This is a genomic window from Actinacidiphila acidipaludis (genome assembly GCF_019890725.1).
In the GTDB taxonomy this organism is placed as follows: Bacteria; Actinomycetota; Actinomycetes; order Streptomycetales; family Streptomycetaceae; genus Actinacidiphila; species Actinacidiphila acidipaludis.
On sequence record NZ_JAINZZ010000020.1, the window covers coordinates 1 to 24272 of the forward strand.

The 24272-nt window shown below is 72.7% G+C and carries 20 protein-coding genes; 16 read left to right on the top strand and 4 right to left on the bottom strand.

Going from position 1 to position 24272, the window contains the following annotated elements:
* Positions 1 to 429 precede the first annotated feature (429 nt).
* Entirely contained in the window at positions 430 to 1203 is a 774-nt protein-coding gene (locus tag K7862_RS17575; protein ID WP_262413338.1) for a CAP domain-containing protein, read from the bottom strand.
* A 223-nt stretch (positions 1204 to 1426) separates the two neighbouring features.
* Between K7862_RS17575 and K7862_RS17580 the strand changes: the two genes are divergently transcribed.
* The 5 genes from K7862_RS17580 (at position 1427) to ftsY (ending at position 9250) form a co-directional block, all read left to right on the top strand.
* A complete protein-coding gene (locus K7862_RS17580; RefSeq protein ID WP_222963571.1) occupies positions 1427 to 1708 on the top strand; it encodes an acylphosphatase in 282 nt (93 codons plus the stop codon).
* A gap of 302 nt (positions 1709 to 2010) precedes the next feature.
* The gene (locus tag K7862_RS17585) at positions 2011 to 2214 is read left to right on the top strand and encodes a hypothetical protein (protein ID WP_222963572.1); all 204 of its coding nucleotides are present in this window, start codon (positions 2011 to 2013) and stop codon (positions 2212 to 2214) included.
* Positions 2215 to 2445: 231 nt separating this feature from the next.
* On the top strand, positions 2446 to 6282 hold the full coding sequence (locus tag K7862_RS17590; protein WP_222963573.1) for an AAA family ATPase: 3837 nt from the start codon (positions 2446 to 2448) through the stop codon (positions 6280 to 6282).
* Positions 6283 to 6523: 241 nt separating this feature from the next.
* Positions 6524 to 7939 carry a sugar porter family MFS transporter gene (locus K7862_RS17595; RefSeq protein ID WP_222963574.1) on the top strand — a complete coding sequence of 472 codons (1416 nt, stop codon included), beginning with the start codon at positions 6524 to 6526 and terminating at the stop codon, positions 7937 to 7939.
* A gap of 93 nt (positions 7940 to 8032) precedes the next feature.
* The gene (gene ftsY, locus K7862_RS17600) at positions 8033 to 9250 is read left to right on the top strand and encodes a signal recognition particle-docking protein FtsY (protein ID WP_222963575.1); all 1218 of its coding nucleotides are present in this window, start codon (positions 8033 to 8035) and stop codon (positions 9248 to 9250) included.
* Positions 9251 to 9339: 89 nt separating this feature from the next.
* On the opposite strand, the gene K7862_RS17605 is transcribed toward ftsY, so the two are convergent.
* A complete protein-coding gene (locus K7862_RS17605; RefSeq protein WP_222963576.1) occupies positions 9340 to 10071 on the bottom strand; it encodes a bifunctional DNA primase/polymerase in 732 nt (243 codons plus the stop codon).
* A 341-nt stretch (positions 10072 to 10412) separates the two neighbouring features.
* Here K7862_RS17605 and nsdA point away from each other — a divergent pair, with 341 nt between their 5' ends.
* From nsdA to K7862_RS17635, 6 genes are all read left to right on the top strand, one after another.
* Entirely contained in the window at positions 10413 to 11870 is a 1458-nt protein-coding gene (nsdA, locus tag K7862_RS17610) for a transcriptional repressor NsdA (protein ID WP_443611931.1), read from the top strand.
* A gap of 200 nt (positions 11871 to 12070) precedes the next feature.
* Entirely contained in the window at positions 12071 to 13414 is a 1344-nt protein-coding gene (locus K7862_RS17615) for an ammonium transporter (protein ID WP_222963578.1), read from the top strand.
* Positions 13411 to 13749 carry a P-II family nitrogen regulator gene (locus K7862_RS17620; protein ID WP_222963579.1) on the top strand — a complete coding sequence of 113 codons (339 nt, stop codon included), beginning with the start codon at positions 13411 to 13413 and terminating at the stop codon, positions 13747 to 13749. The genes K7862_RS17615 and K7862_RS17620 overlap by 4 nt, the downstream gene beginning before the upstream one ends.
* Positions 13750 to 13813: 64 nt before the next feature.
* Positions 13814 to 16252 (top strand): [protein-PII] uridylyltransferase, encoded by a 2439-nt coding sequence (locus K7862_RS17625; protein ID WP_222963580.1) that lies wholly within the window; start codon positions 13814 to 13816, stop codon positions 16250 to 16252.
* A gap of 127 nt (positions 16253 to 16379) precedes the next feature.
* Positions 16380 to 17930, top strand: coding sequence for a signal recognition particle protein (ffh, locus tag K7862_RS17630; protein ID WP_222963581.1), 1551 nt, complete (start codon positions 16380 to 16382; stop codon positions 17928 to 17930).
* On the top strand, positions 17930 to 18445 hold the full coding sequence (locus tag K7862_RS17635) for a GNAT family N-acetyltransferase (protein ID WP_222963582.1): 516 nt from the start codon (positions 17930 to 17932) through the stop codon (positions 18443 to 18445). Before ffh ends, K7862_RS17635 begins: the two co-directional genes overlap by 1 nt.
* 95 nt (positions 18446 to 18540) lie before the next feature.
* Here K7862_RS17635 and K7862_RS17640 read toward each other — a convergent pair whose 3' ends face one another.
* Together K7862_RS17640 and K7862_RS17645 are read right to left on the bottom strand one after the other, a co-directional pair.
* Positions 18541 to 19023 carry a ribonuclease FAU-1 family protein gene (locus tag K7862_RS17640; RefSeq protein ID WP_308012042.1) on the bottom strand — a complete coding sequence of 161 codons (483 nt, stop codon included), beginning with the start codon at positions 19021 to 19023 and terminating at the stop codon, positions 18541 to 18543.
* Positions 19024 to 19217: 194 nt separating this feature from the next.
* Complete coding sequence (locus K7862_RS17645; RefSeq protein ID WP_372461583.1) at positions 19218 to 20048, bottom strand: SAM-dependent methyltransferase; 831 nt, start codon at positions 20046 to 20048, stop codon at positions 19218 to 19220.
* A gap of 228 nt (positions 20049 to 20276) precedes the next feature.
* Between K7862_RS17645 and proS the strand changes: the two genes are divergently transcribed.
* The 5 genes from proS (at position 20277) to rimM (ending at position 24272) form a co-directional block, all read left to right on the top strand.
* Entirely contained in the window at positions 20277 to 21689 is a 1413-nt protein-coding gene (proS, locus tag K7862_RS17650) for a proline--tRNA ligase (protein WP_222963584.1), read from the top strand.
* 233 nt (positions 21690 to 21922) lie between these two features.
* Positions 21923 to 22513 carry a hypothetical protein gene (locus tag K7862_RS17655; RefSeq protein WP_222963585.1) on the top strand — a complete coding sequence of 197 codons (591 nt, stop codon included), beginning with the start codon at positions 21923 to 21925 and terminating at the stop codon, positions 22511 to 22513.
* A gap of 232 nt (positions 22514 to 22745) precedes the next feature.
* Complete coding sequence (gene rpsP / locus K7862_RS17660; protein WP_222963586.1) at positions 22746 to 23195, top strand: 30S ribosomal protein S16; 450 nt, start codon at positions 22746 to 22748, stop codon at positions 23193 to 23195.
* A gap of 2 nt (positions 23196 to 23197) precedes the next feature.
* Positions 23198 to 23437 (top strand): RNA-binding protein, encoded by a 240-nt coding sequence (locus K7862_RS17665; protein ID WP_222963587.1) that lies wholly within the window; start codon positions 23198 to 23200, stop codon positions 23435 to 23437.
* Positions 23438 to 23630: 193 nt separating this feature from the next.
* The gene (gene rimM / locus K7862_RS17670) at positions 23631 to 24272 is read left to right on the top strand and encodes a ribosome maturation factor RimM (RefSeq protein WP_222963588.1); all 642 of its coding nucleotides are present in this window, start codon (positions 23631 to 23633) and stop codon (positions 24270 to 24272) included.

Genomic DNA, 24272 nt, shown 5'->3' on the forward strand with positions numbered 1-24272 from the left:
CCCCGTCACGGCTGACCGTCATGGACAGCGCGCCACAGCACTCCTCGACGCCGCACCCGGACCTGGCGAGACGCACCTCGTGAGGCGCGGCCGTGGCATGCAACGGCCCGTCCTCGTCCAGCAGATATCTGGGGCTCACTCCCCGGTACCGGGAGCCTCCTGTGCCACCGGGAACCACCTCGGCCAGAAGATCCCGGCCGTTGACGACCGGTCGGACCTCCACGCCGCCCAGGTCAGGTGGAGGACACACGATGCTCAGACGGAGGACGTCCAGTCCCATGGTTCGTGGCGCTCCGCTCAGAACGGTTCGAAGCTCGCTGCATATGCGGCCCCGCCGCCGTGCATCCGGTGCGTACCCGGAGCCCCCGCCTCACCGCATGACGGCCCGGGGGAACGCCCCGGGGGAGTGGCGGGCCCTCGGAGAGGGGCTCAGAAGCCGAAGTCCTGCGTCCACCACGGCCCGCCCGGGCCGAAGTGGATGCCGACCCCGAGGGTCGTGTAGTCGCAGTCGAGGATGTTGGCCCGGTGGCCGGGGCTGTTCATCCAGGCGGTCATCACGGCTTCCGCGTCCGCCTGGCCCCGGGCTATGTTCTCGCCGCCCAGATTGCTGATGCCGAGGGCCTTGGCCCGGTCCCACGGTGTGTGGCCGTCCGGGTCGGTGTGGTCGAAGAACCCGCGCGCCGCCATGTCGTCGCTGAAGTTCTGCGCCAGCTCGTTCAGCGCCGAGCTCGCGGTCAGCGGGTGGCAGCCGGCGGTCGCCCGCTGCTGGTTCACCAGGGTGAGGATCTGCGCGCGAGCCGCCGCCACCGTGTCCAGCGTCGCCGGGGTGGAAGCCGGCTGCGTGGTGCGCGCCGGCGCCTTCGTCACCACGGGACGGGTCGGCGCGGCCGTCGTGCGCGTCGGCGTGGGCGCGGCCGTCGTCGCGGCCGTCCGGCCCGGGCTCATCGACGCGCTCGCGGTCGGGGTGCGGCTCCCGCCCGCCGACGGGGAACCGGCCGGCGTGCTGCTCCCGCCGGTGGTGGGCGCGCCGCTGCCGCCCTGCGGTGAGGGCGCGTCGCTGCCCGGCTGCGTGGGCGGCAGGCCGTCCGCCTGCGTCCCGGTGCTGCCGCCGTCGCCGGAGGACAGTCCACCGGTCACGCCGGACAGCAGCCCCGACGAGAGGGCCACCGCGCCGGCGGCCATCGCGGCCGACGAGGCCAGCATGCCCGTGCGGACCGGGTGGTGCCTGCGCCGGCCACGATGGCCCCGCGGCCCCGGTCCCTGCTGCGGTACCGCGGGCTGCGCATGACGGCTGTGACGCCCCATCTGCCGCGCTCCTCACGCTGTCGTTCACCCGAACGAGTGAAGTCTTGCTGGGGGGCGACTGTAGCGAATGGCGTCGGGAGGCGCGGCGCCGCGGCGGGAACCGGAGGGATAGCGTGCGCACATGAACGAAAATGTCCGGCTCACCGCGTGGGTCCGCGGCCGCGTCCAGGGCGTCGGCTTCCGCTGGTGGACCAGGGCCACCGCCCTGGAGACCGGTGGCATGACGGGGTACGTCAGCAATCTCGCCGACGGCCGGGTGCAGGTCGTCGCCGAGGGCGGCCGGGAGCGCTGCGAACGCCTGCTCGACTGGCTGCGGCACGGCGACACGCCCGGGCGCGTCGACGGAGTGACCGAAATATGGGGTGACCCCCGCGGCGGCTACGACGGTTTCCAGATCCGGTGAGCACAGACTGTTGCCATACGGCGGATGCCGTGTCAGGCTGCCCCCATCGAGGATGATCTCGATGCCACACCGGGCAGCCCGCGGCGCCGTCAGCGCCGTGTTTTCTGAGGCACACCCGACGGCTGGGCTGTGATCGTGTTGACCGTCCCCTTATTTGGTGAGACGCTGGAAGCCCCGCGCATCGTGGCTCCACAGAACCCATGCAGCGGTCACGGTAGTAACTGCACCGTGCGCGGGAGTGTACCCCTCACCCACGACCCAAACCGCTCCGGTCGGTCACTCAGCGTGGAGGACCATCCATCATGGCAAAGGCGCTTCTCGGTTACGTCGGCGGTCCCGACCCGCGACTCCTCGCCGAGATGCGAAGGCTGCAGCAGCGTGTTCAGGACCTGGAAGCCGAGATTCTCCGGATGCAGGCCGAGAACGACACGCTGACTGTCCCGTCGCGCGACGAGTCGCTGCTCAGCAGCATCGACGTAGCTCACGCGGAGCCCGTGCTGGCCTGATCCGACGCGATCCGCCGGACAGGAACCCCACACCACCGTGTGAGAACTGCAGCAACCGCATCTGCAGTACATGCATGCAAGGGACGCTTCGGCGTCCCTTCGTCATTGCCTCCCCTGCCCCGTCTGGCCTCCCCGTACCGTGTCCTGGCTCACACCCGGCTCGCTCTTAACGTCTGATGTGCCCTGCACATTCATGGGTGAAACCGGGGACGGCGAGTAGAGTCGACCGGCGTGCATCTGAAAAGCCTCACACTGCGCGGCTTCAAGTCGTTCGCCTCGGCGACGACGCTGCGCTTCGAACCCGGCATCACCTGCGTCGTGGGACCCAACGGGTCCGGCAAGTCGAACGTGGTGGACGCGCTGTCCTGGGTCATGGGCGAACAGGGTGCCAAGTCGCTGCGCGGCGGCAAGATGGAGGACGTCATCTTCGCCGGCACCACCGGCCGCCCGCCGCTGGGCCGCGCCGAGGTGTCGCTGACCATCGACAACACCGACGGCGTGCTGCCGATCGAGTACGCCGAAGTCACCATCACCCGCATCATGTTCCGCAACGGCGGCAGCGAGTACCAGATCAACGGCGACACCTGCCGCCTGCTGGACATCCAGGAACTCCTCTCCGACTCCGGCATCGGCCGTGAGATGCACGTCATCGTCGGCCAGGGCCAGCTCGACTCGGTCCTGCACGCCGACCCGATGGGCCGCCGCGCCTTCATCGAGGAAGCCGCCGGCGTCCTCAAGCACCGCAAGCGCAAGGAGAAGGCGCTGCGGAAACTCGACGCGATGCAGGCGAACCTGGCCCGCGTCACCGACCTCACCGGCGAACTGCGCCGCCAGCTCAAGCCGCTCGGCCGGCAGGCTCAGGTCGCCCGCCGGGCCGCCGTCATCCAGGCCGACCTGCGCGACGCGCGGCTGCGGCTGCTCGCCGACGACCTGGTGGCGCTGCGCGACGCGCTGCGTGCCGAGGTCGCCGACGAGGCCGCCCTCAAGGAGCGGCGGGACGCCGTCGAGTCCGAACTGGCCGCCGCCCTCCAGCGCGAGGCCCGCCTGGAGGAGCAGGTGCGGGCGCTGACCCCGCGGCTGAACGAGGCTCAGTCCACCTGGTACGAGCTGTCCCAGCTCGCCGAACGGGTCCGCGGCACCATCGGCCTGGCCGAGCAGCGGCACCGGCACGCCACCGGCCAGCCCGCCGAGGAGCGCCGCGGCCGCGACCCGGAGGACATGGAACGCGAGGCCGCCCGCATCCGCGAGCAGGAGGCCGAGCTGACCGAGGCCCTCGACGCGGCACAGCGCGCCCTGGACGACACCGTCGGCCACCGCGCGGAGCTGGAACACCGCCTGGCCGAGGAGGAGAACCGGCTGCGGGCCGCGGCCCGCGCCATCGCCGACCGCCGTGAGGGCCTGGCCCGGCTCAACGGCCAGGTCAACGCCGCCCGTTCCAAGGCCGCCGCGGCCGAGGCCGAGATCGGCCGGCTCGCCTCGGCCCGCGACGAGGCCCGCGACCGCGCGGAGTCCGCACAGGCCGACTACGAGGAGCTGCGCGCCCAGGTCGAGGGCCTGGACGCCGACGACTCCGAGCTGGACGCGCTCTTCGAGGCCGCCCGCGCCGAACAGTCGTCGGCCGAGGAGGACTTCACCGCCGCCCGGGACGCGGCCACCGCCGCGGAACGGCAGCGCGCCGCGGTCGCCGCCCGCCGCGACGCCCTCGCCCCGGCCCTGCGCCGCAAGGACGGCAGCGGCGCGCTGCTGGCGGGTTCGGGCAGCGACGGGGAGGGCCGGATCGCCGGAGTGCTCGGGTCGGCCGCGACCATGCTGCGCGTCACCGCCGGGTACGAGATCCCGATAGCGGCGGCCCTGGGCGCGGCCGCCGACGCCGTCGCCGTCAGCGGTCCCGCGGCCGCGGCCGAGGCGCTGCGGCTGCTCCGCAAGGAGGACGCGGGCCGCGCGGCGCTCCTGCTGGCCAACGCCCCGCAGCCCGACGGTCCTTCCGCCCACCCGGACGGCCCGCACACCACCGGCCACGGCACGCCGGGCGATCGGACCGGCCACGGCACCCCGGGCGTCCCCGGGATTCCGGCCCCCGGCGGCCCGGCCTCCGAGCGCGACTCCGGTGCGCGCGACCCGGGAACGCCGGGCACGGCCGCCGCCTCCGGCGTCCCGGCCGCCGGCGTCGCCGTCGGACACCCCGGCGCCGCGCCGGCCGGCGTGCCCGCGCCGCGTCCGGAACCGGCCGCCGGGCTCCCGGCGGGCGCGCGCTGGGCCGCCGAACTCGTCGCGGCCGACGGCGAGCTGCTGCCCGCGGTGCGCCGGCTGCTGCGGGACGTCGTCGTGGTCGGTGCGCTGGAGGAGGCCGAGGAGATCGTCGCGTCCCACCCGCACCTCACCGCCGTCACCGCCGAGGGCGATCTGCTCGCCGCGCACACCGCGCAGGGCGGCTCCGCCAAGGCGCCCAGCCTGCTGGAGGTGCAGGCCCAGGTCGACGAGGCCGAGGCCGAGCTGCAGCGGCTGGAGGAGCAGTGCGCCGAGCTGGCCGGCCGTCAGCAGGAGGCGAAGGAGCGCCGGTCGGCGGCCGCCCGGACGGTCGACGACGTGTCCCAGCGCCGCCGCGCCGCGGAGAAGGAGAAGTCCTCGGTCGCCCAGCAGCTCGGCCGCCACGGCGGACAGGCGAGAGCGGCCGCCGGCGAGGCCGAGCGCGCCGCGGCCGCGGTGCTCCGGGCGCAGGAGACGCTGGCCGCCGCGCGCGAGGAACTGGAGGAGCTGTCGTACCGGCTGAGCGAGGCGCAGGAGGAGCCGGGCGAGGAGGAGCCCGACACCTTCGCCCGTGACCGGCTCGCCGCGGACGGCGCCAACGCCCGGCAGACCGAGATGGAGGCGCGGCTGCAGGTGCGCACCCACGAGGAGCGGGTGAAGGGCCTGGCCGGCCGGGCCGACGGCCTGGACCGGGCGGCCCGCGCCGAACGCGAGGCGCGCGCCCGGGCGGAGCGGCGCAGGGCACGGCTGGAGTACGAGGCCGCGGTCGCCGCAGCGGTGCTCACCGGCGCCCGGGGCCTGCTGCAGTACGTGCAGGTCTCGGTCGGCCGGGCGGAGGCCGAGCGGGCCGCGGCCGAGGCGGCGCGGGCGGAGCGTGAGGCCGAGCTGGCCCGGGAGCGCAGGCGCGGCCGTGAACTGAAGGCCGAGCTGGACAAGCTCACCAACGACGTCCACAAGGGCGAGGTGCTGGGGGCCGAGAAGCGGCTGCGCATCGAGCAGCTCGAGGCGAAGGCGCTGGAGGAGCACGGCATGGAGCCGGCCGGGCTCGTCGCGGAGTACGGCCCCGACCAGTTGGTGCCGCCCTCCCCGCCGGCCGAGGGCGAGACGCTGCCGGAGGACCCGGAGCATCCGCGCAACCAGCCGCGCCCGTTCGTCCGGGCCGAGCAGGAGAAGCGGCTGAAGGCGGCGGAGAAGTCCTACGCGCAGCTCGGCAAGGTCAACCCCCTGGCGCTGGAGGAGTTCGCGGCGCTGGAGGAGCGGCACAAGTTCCTCACCGAGCAGCTGGAGGACCTGCGCAAGACGCGGGCCGACCTGCTGCAGGTGGTCAAGGACGTCGACGAGCGGGTGGAGCAGGTGTTCACCGCGGCGTTCCACGACACCGCACGGGAGTTCGAGGGCGTCTTCTCGCGGCTGTTCCCCGGCGGCGAGGGCCGGCTGCTGCTCACCGACCCGGACAACATGCTCACCACGGGCGTGGAGGTTGAGGCCCGCCCGCCCGGGAAGAAGGTCAAGCGGCTGTCACTGCTGTCCGGCGGCGAGCGGTCGCTGACCGCGGTGGCGATGCTGGTGTCGATCTTCAAGGCCCGGCCGAGTCCGTTCTACGTCATGGACGAGGTCGAGGCCGCGCTGGACGACACCAACCTGCAGCGACTGATCCGGATCATGGAGGAACTCCAGGAAAGCTCCCAGCTGATCGTCATCACGCACCAGAAGCGCACGATGGAGGTCGCCGATGCCCTGTACGGCGTATCCATGCAGGGCGACGGTGTGTCCAAGGTGATCAGCCAGCGCCTGCGGAACGGCAAGCAGCAGAGCGCCTGACGCCTGCTCGTCCGGCCTGCGTATCCCCGGCGCGAGGAGCCCTGTCTTCGAGATGTGAAGGCAGGGGAGTGGGGGAAGGCCGGTTTCCTTGGTGATCTCCGGTTTTTAGTTTCGAAACGTGAAGGCATAGTCTCCGGGTTGTTGGCAAAACGTTCGGGTGGTGGCCCCTCCCGGGCGGCCGAACACTTGAAGATCCACACCCTCATGTGAGGGCTCACCGTCGAGCCCGAGGAGACGAACCTTGACGAGCACCGCACCCAACACGGAGCCGGCCCGGCACACCACCGCGACAGAACACCTCGGCCATGTCATCTTCATCACCGCGGCCGCGGCGATGGGTGGCTTTCTCTTCGGTTACGACAGCTCTGTCATCAACGGCGCGGTCGAAGCGATCCGCGACCGTTACAGCATCGGCTCGGCGGCCCTCGCCCAGGTCGTGGCGATCGCGCTGATCGGCTGCGCCATCGGCGCCGCGGTCGCGGGCCGGATCGCGGACCGCATCGGCCGCATCCGGTGCATGCAGATCGCCTCGGTGCTCTTCACCATCAGCGCCATCGGCTCGGCCCTGCCGTTCGCCCTGTGGGAACTGGCCTTCTGGCGGATCATCGGCGGCTTCGCCATCGGCATGGCCTCCGTCATCGGCCCCGCCTACATCGCCGAGGTCGCCCCGCCGGCCTACCGCGGACGCCTGGCCTCGTTCCAGCAGGCGGCCATCGTGCTCGGCATCGCCGTCTCCCAGCTCGTCAACTGGGGCATCCTGAACGCCGCGCACGGCCAGCAGCGCGGCTCCCTCCTCGGCGTGGAGGCCTGGCAGGTCATGCTGGGCGTCATGGTGGTCCCGGCGGTGATCTACGGGCTGCTGTCGTTCGCCATCCCGGAGTCGCCGCGGTTCCTGCTCAGCGTCGGCCGCCAGAAGGAAGCCCGGGAGGTGCTCGCCGACGTCGAGGGCAAGGACACCGACCTCGACGCGCGGGTCTCCGAGATCGAGCACGCGATGCGCCGCGAGCACAAGGCCAGCTTCAGTGACCTGCTCGGCGGGCGCGCCTACTTCCTGCCGATCGTCTGGATCGGTATCGGCCTGAGCGCGTTCCAGCAGCTCGTGGGCATCAACGTGGCCTTCTACTACTCGTCCACGCTGTGGCAGTCGGTCGGCATCAACCCGAGCAGCTCGTTCTTCTACTCGTTCACCACGTCGATCGTGAACATCATCGGCACGGTCATCGCGATGATCTTCGTCGACCGGATCGGCCGCAGGCCGCTCGCGCTGATCGGCTCCGCCGGCATGGCGGTCGCGCTGGCCCTGGAGGCGTGGGCGTTCTCCTCGCGCCACGGCGACACGCTGCCCAGCACACAGGGCACGGTCGCGCTGATCGCCGCGCACGTCTTCGTGCTCTTCTTCGCCCTGTCGTGGGGCGTCGTGGTCTGGGTCTTCCTCGGCGAGATGTTCCCGAACAAGATCCGCGCCGCGGCCCTGGGCGTCGCCGCCGCCGCGCAGTGGATCGCCAACTGGGCGATCACGGCGAGCTTCCCCAGCCTGTCGGACTGGAACCTGTCCGGCACCTACATGATCTACACCGGCTTCGCCCTGCTCTCCATCCCGTTCGTCCTGAAGTTCGTGAAGGAGACGAAGGGCAAGTCCCTGGAGGAGATGGGCTAGCGCTCTCCCGGCAGGACGCGGTCGCGGCTCGGACGGGTTCCGGGCCGCGACCTTGGCCGTACGGAACCGAAAAGCAGAGATACTGGTCGGGTTATGGAAATCGTCATCCTTGCCGTCGTCATCGCCCTGGTCGTGATCCTCGGGGCCGGCGGGCTGGTCGTCGGCAGCCGCCGCAAGAAGAAGCAGCAGCTGCCCAGCGCCCCGCCCAGCACTCCGACGATCACCGCGCCTCCCACCGAACCCCACGTCGGGGACGAGGCCGAGGCCCCGCGGGAGGAAGCCCGCAGGACCATCGAAGAGGTCCCGCTGCCCGGTGCCGGCGCGACCGCAGTGCCCGAGGCGCTGGAGGAGCTGGACGTCCTCCCGCCGCCGGTCCTCGAGCAGCCCGAGCCGACGGCCGGGCGGCTGGTGCGCCTGCGGTCCCGGCTGTCCCGCTCCCAGACCACCCTCGGCAAGGGGCTGCTCACCCTGCTGTCCCGGGAGCGCCTGGACGAGGAGACGTGGGAGGAGATCGAGGACACCCTCATCACCGCCGACGTCGGCGTGACCCCGACCCAGGAGCTCGTCGAGCGGCTGCGCACCCGGGTGCGCGTGCTCGGCACCCGTACCCCCGAGGAGCTGCGCGCGCTGCTGCGTGAGGAGCTCGTCACCCTCGTCGACCCCACTCTCGACCGCACCCTGCGCACCGAGAGCCACGAGGAGAGCCCGGCCGTGGTGCTCGTCGTGGGCGTCAACGGCACCGGCAAGACCACGACCACCGGCAAGCTCGCCCGGGTCCTGGTCGCCGACGGCCGCAGCGTGGTGCTCGGCGCCGCCGACACCTTCCGCGCGGCGGCGGCCGACCAGCTGCAGACCTGGGGCGAGCGCGTCGGCGCCCGGACCGTGCGCGGTCCCGAGGGCGGCGACCCGGCGTCCGTGGCGTTCGACGCGGTCAAGGAGGGCATCGCCGAGGGCGCCGACACCGTCCTGGTCGACACCGCCGGCCGGCTGCACACCAAGACCGGCCTGATGGACGAGCTGGGCAAGGTCAAGCGGGTCGTGGAGAAGCACGGCCCGGTCGACGAGGTGCTGCTGGTCCTGGACGCCACCACCGGCCAGAACGGCTTGGTCCAGGCCCGGGTCTTTGCCGAGGTGGTGGACATCACCGGCATCGTGCTGACCAAGCTCGACGGCACCGCCAAGGGCGGCATCGTCGTCGCGGTGCAGCGGGAGCTCGGCGTCCCGGTCAAGCTCATCGGCCTCGGCGAGGGCGCCGACGACCTCGCGCCCTTCGAGCCGGGCGCCTTCGTCGACGCGCTGATCGGCGACTGACGGGCTCACCTGAGAACCGAGAAAGCCGTAAGGGGCGTCCACGGAATGTGGGCGCCCCTTACGCATGGCGGGACACGAGGCCGGACGGGTCAGGCGCAGGCGCGGGCCCGGTGGCTCACATACGCGAGCGTGCCCAGCAGCAGCCGCGCCTCGGGCGGCTGGGAAAGACCCTCGCGCGCGCTGGTCCGCGGCTCGCGCAGCCACCGGACCGGGCCGAGCCCGCCGTGGTCCGACGGCGGAGCGGTGACGTGGTCGCCGGGGCCCAGACAGCGCAGATCCAGCCGCGCGTCGTCCCAGCCCATCCGGTACAGCAGCGCGGGCAGCTCGTCCGCCGCGCCCGGCGCGACGAAGAACTGCGCGCGCCCGTCCGGGGTCAGCAGCACCGGACCCACCCGCAGCCCCATCCGCTCCAGCCGGGCCAGCGCCCGCCGGCCCGGCTGCTCCGCGACGTCGATCACGTCGAAGGAGCGTCCGGCGGGCAGCAGCACGGCCGCGCCCGGGACCTGCGCCCACGCCTCGGCCGCCTGTTCCGCCGAGGCCCCCGCCGGGACCTCGTCGGCGAACGACAGCGGGTGCGCGCCCGGCCGCGCGCAGCGGACGTCGCCGCAGGAGCAGGCCGAGCCGCCGCGGGCCGCGCGGGCGCCCGGCCGCACCGCCCAGCCGAAGAGTCCCGTGTACTGGGCGACACTGGAGCACGCCGAGGCGTGCGTACGGCGCCGCGCGCCGGTCCGCGCTCCGGAGAGCATCGCGATCCGGGCGGCGTTGCGCATTCCTGAGCGGTCCGCGCGCATCTCCCGCATGCTGCCGATCGTGAACACCATGACCCCTCCAACGGATTGCCGCCGCCGATGGTTACGCTCCCGCACTGCCCGTCCGACCTCGGACGACCGGCATGTGTCAAGTGAATCGTCTGTTGCTGGAGGTGAGTTCATCCGAAGGGGTGGCGAATGGTGGCGTTTCCGCAACCATGCTCGCCGGGCGGGTGACCGTAGGACTACTTTCGGTTCGTGAGTTCATGGTGGTGGTCCGCGCGCCCCCCCGGCGTATGCCGGAGGCACCGGCGTTCCGCACAATCCGGCGGTGCGGATCCCGTGATTCGGGCCACAGGGCTCAACCGACCCTGGTATCCAAGGGGTTGAGAGAAGTGGATGGGGGCTTGACCGTGGGCGGCACAGCGGAGAAGCAGCCCAACGCGCAACTGAACTCCTGGTTCATGCGCAGCGGCTGGTCCAAGGGCGAGCTCGCACGCCAGGTCAACCGCCGGGCGCGCCAGCTCGGGGCGCACCATGTCAGCACCGACACCTCGCGGGTCCGCCGCTGGCTGGACGGCGAGCAGCCGCGGGAGCCCATCCCGCGCATCCTGTCCGAGCTGTTCTCCGAGCGCTTCGGCTGCGTCGTGCCCGTCGAGGACCTCGGCCTGCGCTCCGCGCACCAGCCGCCCGCGGGCGGCGACATCGACCTGCCGTGGGCCGGCCCGCAGACCGTCCAGCTCATCAACGAGTTCTCCCGCAGCGACCTGATGCTCGGCCGCCGCGGCTTCCTCGGCACCTCGCTCGCCCTGTCCGCCGGGCCGGCCCTGCTCGAACCCCTGCAGCGCTGGCTGGTCCCGGCCGGTCCCGGTGCGCACCCGGCCGCGGCGGCCCCGCCGCGCGACGCCGGCGGCCGGCCCTCGCGGCTGTCCGAGCAGGAGCTGGAGCTGCTGGAGGCCACCACGGTGATGTTCCGCGAGTGGGACAGCCAGTGCGGCGGCGGGCTGCGCCGCAAGGCCGTCGTCGGCCAGCTGCACGAGGTCACCGACCTGCTGCAGGAGGCCCACCCCGAGACCGTCGCCCAGCGCCTCTACCGGATCACCGCCGACCTGGCCGCGCTCGCCGGCTGGATGAGCTACGACGTGGGCCTGCACCCGACCGCGCAGAAGTACCTGGTGCTGGCCCTGCACGCGGCCAAGGAGGCCGGCGACCGGCCGCTGGGCGCGTTCATCCTGTCGTCGATGAGCCGGCAGATGATCCACCTCGACCGGCCCGACGACGCGCTGGAGCTCATCCACCTGGCGCAGTACGGCAGCCGCGACTCGGCCTCGGCGACCACCCAGGCGATGCTGCACGCCCTGGAGGCCCGCGCCTACGCCAACATGGGCCAGGTCAACAAGTGCCACCGCGCGGTGCGCATGGCCGAGGACACCTTCGCCGACTCCCGGCCCACCGACGACCCCGCCTGGATCACCTTCTTCAACGAGGCCGAGCTGCACGCGGAGAACGCCCACTCGTACCGCGACCTGGCCTATGTCGCCGGCCGCAGCCCCACGTACGCCTCGCTCGCGCACCCCGAGATGGTCCAGGCCGTCGACGGCTTCAGCGGCGACCCGGTGCACCAGCGCGCCTACGCGCTCAACCTGGTCGGCATGGGCACCGTGCACCTGCTGATGAAGGAACCCGAGCAGGCCGCGCACTTCACCGACCACGCCATAACCGTGGCCAAGCGGGTCCGGTCAGAACGGGTCAACACCCGGATCCGCAAGACCACGCACACCGCGCTGCGGGACTTCGGCGACGTACCGGAGGTCGTCCGGCTCGCCGACCGGCTCGCGGTGGAGCTCCCCGAGGTGGCCGAGTCCGCCTGACGGACTTCTTTCCCACCCGTATACAGCCTCACCGTCCCCTCGGGACGGTTCACCTCGGCGTAACACGGGTGTCTTCTTCGTCACGGCGGTGAAACACCGTTCGGCATCGACGGAAACCCGGCTGAGTCAATCTCGTGGCGAAAAGCGGCCCACACCTTGCACCGCCCCGCACGGGCCGTCCGGACGACGAGGAGACGCCGATGGCACCAGCCATCATGACGCTGGCCGCGGATGCGCCCAGGCTCGACACGGGAAGTACGGCGTTCATGCTGATCAGCGCCGCCCTGGTGATGGTGATGACCCCCGGTCTCGCCTTCTTCTACGGCGGTATGGTGCGGGTCAAGAGCGCCCTGAACATGCTGATGATGAGTTTCATCAGCCTCGGCATCATCACCGTTCTGTGGACACTCTACGGATTCAGTTTCGCGTTCGGCTCCGGCACCGGATTCATGGGCGGGACGCACTGGTTCGGTATGCGCCACATCGGCATCTCCGAACTCTGGCCCAATTACGGAATTCCGGTCTACGTCTTCGCGGTCTTCCAGCTCATGTTCGCGATCATCACCCCGGCGCTGATCAGCGGCGCTCTCGCGGACCGGGTGAAGTTCACCGCCTGGACGCTGTTCATCACCCTGTGGGCGACGGTGGTGTACTTCCCCGTGGCGCACTGGGTGTGGGCGTCGGACGGCTGGCTGTACAAGAAGGGCGTCATCGACTTCGCCGGCGGCACCGCGGTGCACATCAACGCCGGCGCCGCGGCCCTCGGCGTGATCCTGGTCATCGGCAAGCGCAAGGGCTTCAAGCGCGACCCCATGCGCCCGCACAACCTGCCGCTGGTGATGCTCGGCGCCGGCCTGCTGTGGTTCGGCTGGTTCGGGTTCAACGCCGGCTCCTGGCTCGGCTCGGACGGCGTGGCCGCGGTGGCCTTCACCAACACCCAGGTCGCCACGGCGGCCGCCATGCTCGGCTGGCTGATCTACGAGCGGCTGCGGCACGGCTCGTTCACCACCCTCGGAGCGGCCTCCGGCGCGGTGTCCGGCCTGGTCGCCGTCACCCCCGCCTGCGGCTCGATCTCCCCGCTCGGCGCCATCCTGCTCGGCCTGGTCACCGGCGTGATCTGCGCCGCGGCGGTGGGCCTGAAGTACCGGTTCAACTACGACGACTCGCTCGACGTGGTCGGCGTCCACATGGTCGGCGGCATCGTCGGCTCGCTGTCCATCGGCTTCCTGGCCACCGGCGGCGTCGGGCAGACCGCCAAGGGCGTGTTCTACGGCGGCGGCTGGCACCAGCTCGGGCTGCAGTTCATCGGCGTCGGCTCGGTGCTCGGCTACTCGCTGGTGTGCGCGGCGATCCTCGCCAAGCTCATCGATCTCACCCTCGGCTTCCGGGTCACCGAGGACGAGGAGGTCACCGGCGTCGACCAGGTCCTGCACGCCGAGACCGCATACGACTTCGCCGGCGTCAGCGGAGCGCGCAACGCCGCCGACCTGCCCGGCACCTCCAGCGAGGCGGGCGCCTCCCCGGTCAAGAAGGTGGACGCGTGAAGCTCATCACCGCCGTCGTGAAGCCGCACCGGCTCGACGAGATCAAGGAAGCCCTGCAGGCGTTCGGCGTGCACGGCCTGACGGTCACCGAGGCCAGCGGCTACGGCCGGCAGCGCGGCCACACCGAGGTCTACCGGGGCGCCGAGTACACCGTGGACCTCGTCCCGAAGGTCCGGATCGAGGTCCTGGTCGAGGACGCCGACGCCGACCAGCTCATCGAGGTCGTCGTGAAGGCCGCCAGGACCGGCAAGATCGGCGACGGCAAGGTGTGGAGCCTGCCCGTCGAGACCGCCGTCCGCGTCCGTACCGGCGAGCGCGGCCCCGACGCACTCTGAGCCCGGTCCGCCGGGCGGACGTAACGTCGGTTCCGGACACCCACCCACCAGCGCTGGAGAGCCAGTGACCGACAGCGTCGACGAGCAGGACGGCAGTTACGCGGCGGCCCGGCTCCGCCTCCTCACCCAGGAGGCGGAGTCCGGGCCGCCGCGCCGCGCGGCCCTGGCCGCGCTCACCGACCGGTGGCTGGCCGCGCTGGCGGGCGCCGCGGCCGGCCCCGGCCCGGGCGGCGGCCAGGGCTGGGCGCTGCTGGCCGTCGGCGGCTACGGCAGGGGCGAACTCTCCCCGCGCAGCGACCTCGACCTGGTGCTGCTGCACGACGGCGCCACCGAGATCGCCGCGCTCGCCGACCGCGTCTGGTACCCGGTGTGGGACCAGGGCCTGGCCCTGGACCACTCGGTGCGCACCCCCGCCGAAGCCCGCAAGGCCGCCGGCGAGGACCTCAAGGTCCAGCTCGGCCTGCTCGACGCCCGCCACATCGCCGGCGACCCCGCCCTCACCTCCGGCCTGCGCAGCGCCGTCCTGGCGGACTGGCGCAACCAGGCGCCGGCCCGGCTGCCCGCCCTGCACGAGATGTGCCAGGAGCGCGCCGAACGCCAGGGCGAGCTGTCCTACCTCCTCGAACCCGACCTGAAGGAGGCCCGCGGCGGGCTGCGCGACGCCACCGCGCTGCGGGCCGTCGCCGCCTCCTGGCTGGCCGACGCCCCCCGCGAGGGCCTGGAACGCGCCCGCGCCCAGCTCCTCGACGCCCGGGACGCCCTGCACCTGGTCACCGGCCGGGCCACCGACCGGCTCGCGCTGCAGGAGCAGGACCAGGTCGCCGCCGCCCTCGGCCTGCTCGACGCCGACACCCTGCTGCGCCAGGTGTACGAGGCCGCCCGCCGCATCGCCTACGCCTCCGACGTCACCTGGCGCGAGGTCGGCCGGGTGCTGCGGGCCCGGCAGAGCCGCCCGCGCCGCCGCGGACTGCTCGGCCGCGGCCGCGGCCCCATGCCCCAGCCGGCGCCCGAGCGCGTCCCGCTCGCCGAAGGCGTCGTCGAGCAGGAGGGCGAGGCCGTGCTGGCGCTCACCGCCAAGCCCGACCGCGACCCGGTGCTGCCCCTGCGCGCCGCCGCCGCGGCCGCCCAGGCCGGACTGCCGCTGTCCCTGCACGCCGTGCGGCGCCTGGCCGCCGCGGCCCCGCCGATGCCGGTGCCGTGGCCCGCCGAGGCCCGCGAACTGCTGCTGTCCCTGCTCGGCTCCGGCGAGGCCACCGTCCCCGTCTGGGAGGCACTGGAGGCCGAGGGCCTGGTCACCAGGCTGCTGCCGGACTGGGAACGGGTGCGCTGCCGCCCGCAGCGCAACGCCGTCCACCGCTTCACCGTCGACCGGCACCTGGTGGAGGCCGCCGTGCAGGCCGCGGGCCTCACCCGCCGCGTCGGCCGCCCCGACCTGCTGCTGACCGCCGCGCTGCTGCACGACATCGGAAAGGGCTGGCCCGGCGACCACAGCGAGGCCGGCGAGATCATCGTCCGCGACGTCGCCGCCCGGATCGGCTTCGGCCCCGCCGACGTCGAGACCCTGGCCCTGCTGGTCCGCCACCACCTGCTGCTCATCGACACCGCCACCCGGCGCGACCTGGACGACCCCGAGACCATCCGCACGGTCGCCGCCGCAGTACGGGACACCTCCACCCTGGAACTGCTGGCCGCCCTCACCGAGGCGGACGCGCTGGCCACCGGCCCCGCCGCCTGGAGCACCTGGCGGGCGTCGCTGCTCGCCGACCTCACCGGCCGGGTGGCGGACGCCCTGGACACCGGCGAGCTGCCGGACAGCGGCGACGGGGAGCCGACCGCCGAGGAGGAGCGGCTGGCCATCGAGGCCGCCCGCACCGGCGGTCCGGTCCTGGCCCTGCGCGCGCGCACCGAGCCCGGCACCGACGGCGAGGAGCAGGACCGCAAGCTCGGCGTGGAACTGCTGCTCGCCGTGCCGGACCGGCCGGGCCTGGTCGCCCAGGCCGCCGGGGTGCTGGCCCTGCACCGCCTCACCGTCCGCGCCGCCGACCTGCGCTCCTTCGACCCGGTCGGCGAGGGCCAGGTCGCCCTGCTGGGCTGGCGGGTGTCGGCCGAGTACGGCGCCCTGCCCGAGGCCACGCGGCTGCGCGCCGACCTCGCCCGGGCCTTCGACGGCAGCCTGGACATCGAGGCCCGGCTGGCCGAGCGCGAGGCCGCCTACCCGCGCCGCCGCGGCATCACCGCGCCGCCGCCGCGGGTGACGGTCGCCCCCGGCCACACCTCGCAGACCGCCACGGTCCTGGAGGTCAGGGCGCACGACGCCCCCGGCCTGCTGCACCGCATCGGCCTGGCGCTGGCCGCGACCGGTGTCACCGTCCGCTCGGCCCGCATCTCCACGCTGGGCGCCGACGCGGTCGACGCCTTCTACGTGGTGGGCAAGGACGGCGGGGCGCTGCCCAGCGCACGGGCGGCGGAGGTGGCGCGGCAGGTCGAGGAGGGCCTGAGGTGAGCCGCGGAGGTGGCGCGGCAGGTCGAGGAGGGCCTGAGGTGAGACCTGGGTGCAGACCGCACCTGGCGGCTCCCAGTACCCTGGGAGCCGATACTTCCCACTCCCGACGCGAGGATCCGCGACCGACGTGTTCGACACCCTCTCCGACCGCCTTGCAGCCACCTTCAAGAACCTCCGGGGCAAGGGCCGTCTCTCCGAGGCGGACATCGACGCCACCGCGCGCGACATCCGTATCGCGCTGCTCGAAGCCGACGTCGCGCTGCCCGCGGTCCGCGCGTTCATCAAGCAGGTCAAGGACCGCGCGCTGGGCGCCGAGGTGTCGCAGGCGCTGAACCCGGCGCAGCAGGTCATCAAGATCGTCAACGACGAGCTGATCACCATCCTCGGCGGGGAGACCCGCCGGCTGCGGTTCGCCAAGCAGCCGCCGACCGTGATCATGCTCGCCGGTCTGCAGGGCGCCGGTAAGACCACCCTGGCCGGCAAGCTCGGCCAGTGGCTCCAGAAGCAGGGCCACACCCCGCTGCTCGTCGCCTGCGACCTGCAGCGCCCCAACGCCGTGAACCAGCTCAGCGTGGTCGCCGAGCGCGCCGGCGTCGCGGTCTTCGCGCCCGAGCCCGGCAACGGCGTCGGCGACCCGGTGAAGGTCGCCCAGGACTCCCTGGCCTACGCCCGGTCCCAGCAGTACGACATCGTCGTCGTCGACACCGCCGGCCGCCTGGGCATCGACCAGGAGATGATGCAGCAGGCCGCGGACATCCGCGACGCGGTCCACCCCGACGAGATCCTGTTCGTCGTCGACGCGATGATCGGCCAGGACGCGGTGAACACCGCCGAGGCCTTCCGCGACGGCGTCGGCTTCGACGGCGTGGTGCTCTCCAAGCTCGACGGCGACGCCCGCGGTGGTGCCGCGCTCTCCATCGCGCACGTCACCGGCAAGCAGATCATGTTCGCGTCGAACGGCGAGAAGCTGGACGACTTCGACGCGTTCCACCCGGACCGGATGGCGTCCCGGATCCTCGGCATGGGCGACATGCTCTCGCTCATCGAGAAGGCCGAGCAGACCTTCAGCCAGGCCGAGGCCGAGAAGATGGCCGCCAAGCTGGCCAAGGGCCCCAAGGAGTTCACGCTCGACGACTTCCTCCAGCAGATGGAGCAGGTCCGGAAGATGGGCTCGCTGTCCAAGCTGCTCGGCATGCTCCCGGGCATGGGCCAGATCAAGGACCAGATCAACAACCTGGACGAGCGCGACGTCGACCGCACCGCGGCGATCATCAAGTCCATGACGCCCGCCGAGCGGGCCGATCCGCACATCATCAACGGCTCGCGCCGGGCCCGCATCGCCAAGGGTTCCGGTGTCGAGGTCAGCGCGGTCAAGAGCCTGGTGGAGCGGTTCTTCGACGCCCGCAAGATGATGTCGCGCATGGCGCAGGGTGGCGGCATGCCGGGGATGCCGGGCATCCCGGGCATGGGCGGCGGCCCCGGCCGGCAGAAGAAGCAGCAGAAGCAGGCCAAGGGCAAGCGCCAGTCCGGCAACCCGATGAAGCGCAAGGCGGATGCCGCGGCGGCCGCCGCCCGCCGCGAGCAGCAGGGGCCGGGCGCGGGCGAGAACGGCAACGCGTTCGGCATGCCCGGCGAGGACTTCGAACTGCCCGACGAGTTCAAGAAGTTCATGGGCTGATGCGCGTCTCGATCAGGCCGCCCCGGCCCGAGGACGACGCCGCACACCGCGCAGCGGTCCTGCGTTCCGCGGACCACCTCAGCCCGTGGAACCCCGTCGACCCCGACGGGTTCCACGAGCTGCTGCGGCGCCAGGGTCCCGAGCTGCAGACCTTCCTCATCATCAACGACGAGGACGGCGGCCTGGTGGGGAAGTGCAACGTGGCGAACATCGTCCGCGCGCGCTTCCGCAACGGAGCGCTGGGATACGACAGTTACCGGCCCTACAACGGCACCGGGCGGATGAGCGAGGGCATGCGGCTGGTGGTGGACCGCTGCTTCGCGAGCTGGCCGGACGGGCTCGGGCTGCACCGGCTGGAGATCAACGTCCAGCCGGACAACAGCCGTTCGGTGGGGATGGCCAAGCGGCTGGGCTTCCGCCACGAGGGCTTCTCGCCCCGGATGCTCTACATCAACGACGCCTGGCGCGACCACGAGCGGTTCGCCCTGACCGCAGAGGAGTGGCCGGGCCTCTGAGCGGATCTGGCCGCTGAGCCGATCTGGACACTGAGCCGGCCTGGCCGCTGGGTGCCGGGCGCCGCAGGGGCAGGCGGGATGCGTCCGACAGGGCTCTAGCGGCGCGGGGCGAGCAGCGCGGTGAAGCCGTCGCCGCGGGCCAGCGCCTCCAGTTCGTCCAGGGCGCCGGCGGCGCGGGCGGCGGCGAGCGGGTCCCGCTCGGCGAGGCCGCCGGCCGCGAACTCGTCCTCGTCCAGGCGCCGGACGTCCGAGCCGTCCGCCGACCGCCACAGATCCAGGTCCAGGTCCTCCGAGACAAGCGCGCCGTCCGCGGTCGCCACCACCGGCCGGGTGATGTCGCAGTACCAGCCTTTGAGCCCGCCGTGCGCGTCCCGCACCTCCTTCACCGCGTACCAGCGGTCGCGCCAGTAGTGCTCGGTGAAGACGTCGCCGGGCTCGAAGCGCACGAACCCGAAGTCGCGGGTGGTGGGCAGCGACCACGGCGCCTCGACGGTCACCCGCACGCCGTCGTCGCCCAGCACGCGGGCGTCGTAGCGGACCTTCTCGCGCCCCGCCTTGACCAGGCGCACGGACGTCACGGCGCCGGGGGACAGGAGCACGGGCGCGCCGCCGGGCCCCGGCCGGGCGCCGGACTCGTCGGGTGACGCGGGGGACGTCGGTGACGCTGGGGACGACGGTGACTGCGGCTGGGACCGGTACGGCCGGGACTCGGGCATGGCGCCAGCCTCGCGCACGTGCCGGGCCCCGGCCACCGGGTTTCCGCCGGGGGGGATCAGACGCGGGCTATGACGTAGCGGAAGACGTTCTCCATCCGGATCGAGCCGTCCGCGCGGCGGTAGGGGTGCAGTGCCTCGGCGATCTCCTTGTCGACCTGCTGCTGGTCGGTGGCGGCCACCGCCGCGTCGAACAGCCCGGTCGACAGCAGTCCGCGCACCGCGCTGTCCAGGTCCGGATAGCCGAACGGGCAGGCCACCCGTCCCGAGCCGTCCGGCCGCAGACCCGCCTCGCGGGCCAGGTTCTCCAGGTCGTCGCGGCCGCTGAGCCGCATCCCGTAACCGAACGAGGCGGGACCGCGCGGCTCGGCCAGGCGCTCGGCGACCCGCAGCACCCGGGACGCCGAACACCGCTCGGGCGGGCCCCAGCCGGCCAGCACCACCGCCGTTCCGTGCCGGGCCCTCGCGGCCACCGCCCGCAGCGCGGGCCGCAGTTCGGCGGCCGGCTCCGCCGGGTCGAAGGCGGTGACGACGTCGCTGTCGCCGATGGCCGGTGTGCTGCCGTCCGGCAGGCAGTCCAGCAGGGTGGTTCCGCCGGCCGGCCGGGCCCGGCGTCCCCACGAGGGTTCCGGCCGGAAACGGCGCCGGGCCAGGGCCAGCCGGTGCCGGTCCGGCTCGCAGCCGGTGACGGCCGCGCCGCGCGCCGTCGCCAGCAACAGGGCGAGGCCCGAGCCGCAGCCCAGGCCCAGCAGCCGGGTTCCCGTGCCGACCTCGAGACGGTCGTACACGGAGTCGTAGAGGGGAACGAGCATCCGTTCCTGGATTTCCGCCCAGTCCCGCGCCCTGCCCTCCGCACCGGGCCTGGATCCGCGATAGAGCGTAGGTGCCATGGAAGCCCCCATCAGCCGCCGTTCGTTCCTCACGCCGTGCGCTGTGCCCCCGTGATCCTTTTCGGGGACTTTCCGCCGAAGTGCAGCGGGTGTCCCCGAAAGCCAGACAACTCCGGATCGGGCGTCCCGTCCAGGGTCCGGATGGGGCGTTCTTGTTAACTTCCGGCTACCGGCAGGTACCAGTGGCCGATTCACGCTCGGGCCGCGGCGGGCCGTACCATCGCCTGCATGGCTAAGGCTCCCGTTCTCACCCCCCAGGCGGACGACTTCCCGCGCTGGTACCAGGACCTGATCAACAAGGCCGAGCTGGCCGACAACGGCCCGGTGCGCGGCACCATGGTCATCCGGCCGTACGGCTACGGCCTGTGGGAGCGGATGCAGCAGGACATGGACGCGCGGATCAAGGCGGTCGGCGTGCAGAACGCCTACTTCCCGCTGTTCATCCCGCAGTCCTACCTGACCAAGGAGGCCGAGCACGTCGAGGGCTTCGCCCCGGAGCTCGCCGTCGTCACGCACGCGGGCGGCAAGGACCTCGAGGAGCCGATCGTCGTCCGGCCCACGTCCGAGACGATCATCAACGAGTACTTCTCCAAGTGGGTGCAGAGCTACCGCGACCTGCCCCTGCTGATCAACCAGTGGGCGAACGTGGTGCGTTGGGAGCTGCGCCCGCGCCTGTTCCTGCGCACCACCGAGTTCCTCTGGCAGGAGGGCCACACCGCGCACGCCACCCAGGCCGACGCGCAGGCCTTCGCCTCCCGCATCCAGCGCGACGTCTACGCCGACTTCATGGAGAACGTCCTGGCGATGGACGTGGTCCTGGGCCGCAAGACGGTCAAGGAGCGCTTCGCCGGCGCGATCAACACCCTCACCCTCGAAGGGATGATGGGTGACGGCAAGGCGCTGCAGCTCGGCACCAGCCACGAGCTGGGCCAGAACTTCGCCAAGGCCTTCCAGACCCAGTACCTGTCGAAGGACGGCGCCCAGGAGCACGTCTGGCAGACGTCCTGGGGCAGCACCACCCGCATGATCGGCGCCCTGGTGATGATGCACGGCGACGACAACGGCCTGCGGGTGCCGCCGCGGCTCGCGCACGTCCAGGTCGTCGTCCTGGCGATCAAGGACGACGAGGCGGTGGTCGCCAAGGTCCGTGAGATCGGCGAGAAGCTCACCGCGGCCGGGCTGCGGGTCGTCGTCGACGACCGGACCGACACCCCCTTCGGCCGCCGGGCCGTGGACTGGGAGCTCAAGGGTGTCCCGCTGCGGGTCGAGGTCGGCCCGCGCGACCTGGAGGGCGGCACCGCGATGCTGGCCCGCCGCATCCCGGGCGGCAAGGAGCCGGTCGCCCTGGACATCCTGGACACCCTGCTGCCCAAAGTGCTGGAGGAGGACCAGGCGCGGCTGCTGCAGGAGTCGCGCGAGCGCCGGCTGGCCCGCACCGTCGAGGTGAGCACCATCGAGGAGGCGGCCGAGGCCGCCGCCACCGGCTGGGCGCGCATCCCGTGGGCCGACCTCGGTCCCGAGGGCGAGGCCAAGCTCGCCGAGCAGGGCGTGTCGGTGCGCTGCCTGGTCGCCGAGGACGGCTCGGTGCCGACCGCGGACGACGCCCCGGGCACCGTGGCGATCGTCGCCCGGGCGTACTGACGTCCGGGGCCCCGGCCGGAGGATCGCCGGGGAAAACGTAGGGAAAGCGGCAAACATCCTGTCTTGGGGCGGGTGCGGCAGGCTTCTCCGGGTGCGCCGGTCTTCTCCGGCTTCTCCGGTCTCCTCCGCACCCGCCCTCGTCATGCCCATCATCCGGAACTGACCGATCAGTGCAAAATAATTGGACTGGCCCGGAATCGGAACACCGGGGCGGTCCGGCTCGTTGATACGGCGTGAGCACGACACCACCTGTTCTCGCCGCCGAGCTGGCAGTCGCGTGGGCCGACATTCAACGGCACCACCCCGAGCTGCCCGACCTGGCCGCGCCCGAGTCCCTGATCGGAGAGTCGTCGTCCGCGTGCGGCACGGAACTCTCCTTCGAAAGGCTGCTGCACGAGGCCGTGCACGGTATCGCCGCCGCCCGCGGCATCCGTGACACCTCCCGCGCCGGCCGCTACCACAACCGCCGATTCCTCGCGATCGCCGACGAGATGGGCCTCGACCACGCCGAGGAGCCGCATCCCAGCAGCGGCTTCTCGCTCGTGGTCATGCGGCCGGACACCCGGAAGCGCTACCGGGGCACCATCGACCGGCTGCAGCGCGCCCTGAAGGCGCACTCCGTCGCCACCACCGCCGACACCACCCGCGCCTTCCGCGGGCCGGCCGCCCGCCACGGCTCGTCCGGCGGCGGCGTCCGGGTCAAGGCGGTGTGCGACTGCGGGCGCAACGTCCGCGTCGTCCCCTCCGTCCTGGCCCAGGCCCCCATCATGTGCGGCGCCTGCGGCCAGCCGTTCCGCATCCCGGAGGTCGTGGGGGCGGCGTGACGGCGGCGTGGCCCGCGCCGCCACCACCGCCGCCACCGCGCCGGCACCGACAGGTCCCCGGCCGGGGTGCGTGGGCCCCGGCCGGGTATGGCAGAATGTTCAGCTGAGAACTCGACAGCCGTGCAGGAACCCTCTCTCCTTCGGCTGACGCGTCCACCGGGCGCACGATTCCACAACCCCACGTGGCCGTTCGTCGCGCCCAAACACGTCAACACCAGGAGAACCCACTCCCGTGGCAGTCAAGATCAAGCTGAAGCGTCTGGGCAAGATCCGTTCGCCTCACTACCGCATCGTCGTCGCCGACTCCCGCACCCGCCGTGACGGCCGGGCGATCGAGGAGATCGGCCTGTACCACCCGGTGCAGAACCCGTCGCGCATCGAGGTCGACTCGGAGCGCGCGCAGTACTGGCTCTCCGTCGGCGCTCAGCCGACCGAGCCCGTCCTCGCCATCCTGAAGCTCACCGGCGACTGGCAGAAGTACAAGGGCGAGCCCGCCCCGGCGCCGCTGCTCGTCGCCGAGTCGAAGGCCGACAAGCGCGCCCTCTTCGAGGCCGCCGCCAAGGACACCGCCGACGAGCCCAAGGGTGAGGCGATCACCCCGAAGGCGAAGAAGGCTGACAAGGCCGAGAAGAAGGCCGACGACGCCGAGGCTGCCGCCCCGGCCGAGTCCACCGAGGCCTGAGCATGCTCGAGGAGGCCCTTGAGCACCTCGTGAAGGGCATCGTCGACAACCCCGACGATGTGCAGGTCGACATGCGCAACCTGCGGCGCGGCAGCGTGCTGGAGGTCCGGGTGCACCCCGACGACCTCGGCAAGGTGATCGGCCGCAACGGCCGTACCGCCCGCGCCCTGCGTACCGTCGTGGGTGCCCTGGGCGGCCGTGGCGTGCGCGTCGACCTCGTCGACGTGGACCAGGTCCGCTGAGGACCCGTCCGGCGCTCGGCACATCGGAACACCGGCGCGGGCCGGGGGCGGCGAAGGCCGCCCCCGGCCCGCGCTTTTCGTCGCGGCACGGCGGGGGCCACCCGGCCCGCGCCCGCCGCCGGATCCCCCCGCGGCGCGTCCGGCGGCACCCCACCCACGCAACCAGCGGCTTTTCCAGGAGCAGGAGTCTTCCGTGCAGCTCGTAGTCGGCCGGATCGGCCGCGCCCACGGCATCAAGGGCGAGGTCAGCGTCGAGGTGCGCACCGACGAGCCGGAACTGCGGCTCGCGCCCGGCGCGGTGCTCGACACCGACCCCGCCTCCGCCGGCCCGCTGACCATCGCCACCGGGCGGGTGCACAGCGGCCGCCTGATGCTGCGGTTCGAGGGCGTCAGCGACCGTACCGGCGCCGAGGCGCTGCGCAACATCCTGCTGATCGCCGAGGTCGACCCGGAGGAACGGCCGGAGGACCCCGAGGAGTTCTACGACCACCAGCTCATCGACCTGGACGTGGTCACCCGCGACGGCCGCACGGTCGGCCGGATCTCCGAGATCACGCATCTGCCGTACCAGGACCTGCTGGTGGTGGCCCGCCCCGAGGGCGGCGAGGTGCTCATCCCGTTCGTCTCCGAGATCGTCCCGGAGATCGACCTGGAGGAGCAGCGCGCGGTCATCGACCCGCCGCCCGGCCTGCTGGACGACGCCGAGGCGGAGGTGGCGACCAGCCGCGGTGAGCAGGGCGCCGACGAGAGCGACGGCGCGAGCACCGGCGACGGCGCGAGCACCGGCCACGGCACCCGCGCGGGCGGCGGCCAGGACCCGGCTGGTGACGCCTGA

Bases quoted from the DNA above. Each gene is read 5' to 3' on its own strand.
- K7862_RS17575 (WP_262413338.1), bottom strand. From the start codon at position 1,203: ATGCTGGCCTCGTCGGCCGCGATGGCCGCCGGCGCGGTGGCCCTCTCG.
- K7862_RS17580 (WP_222963571.1), top strand. From the start codon at position 1,427: ATGAACGAAAATGTCCGGCTCACCGCGTGGGTCCGCGGCCGCGTCCAG.
- K7862_RS17585 (WP_222963572.1), top strand. From the start codon at position 2,011: ATGGCAAAGGCGCTTCTCGGTTACGTCGGCGGTCCCGACCCGCGACTC.
- ftsY (WP_222963575.1), top strand. From the start codon at position 8,033: ATGGAAATCGTCATCCTTGCCGTCGTCATCGCCCTGGTCGTGATCCTC.
- K7862_RS17605 (WP_222963576.1), bottom strand. From the start codon at position 10,071: ATGGTGTTCACGATCGGCAGCATGCGGGAGATGCGCGCGGACCGCTCA.
- K7862_RS17615 (WP_222963578.1), top strand. From the start codon at position 12,071: ATGGCACCAGCCATCATGACGCTGGCCGCGGATGCGCCCAGGCTCGAC.
- K7862_RS17635 (WP_222963582.1), top strand. From the start codon at position 17,930: ATGCGCGTCTCGATCAGGCCGCCCCGGCCCGAGGACGACGCCGCACAC.
- K7862_RS17645 (WP_372461583.1), bottom strand. From the start codon at position 20,048: ATGGCACCTACGCTCTATCGCGGATCCAGGCCCGGTGCGGAGGGCAGG.
- proS (WP_222963584.1), top strand. From the start codon at position 20,277: ATGGCTAAGGCTCCCGTTCTCACCCCCCAGGCGGACGACTTCCCGCGC.
- K7862_RS17665 (WP_222963587.1), top strand. From the start codon at position 23,198: ATGCTCGAGGAGGCCCTTGAGCACCTCGTGAAGGGCATCGTCGACAAC.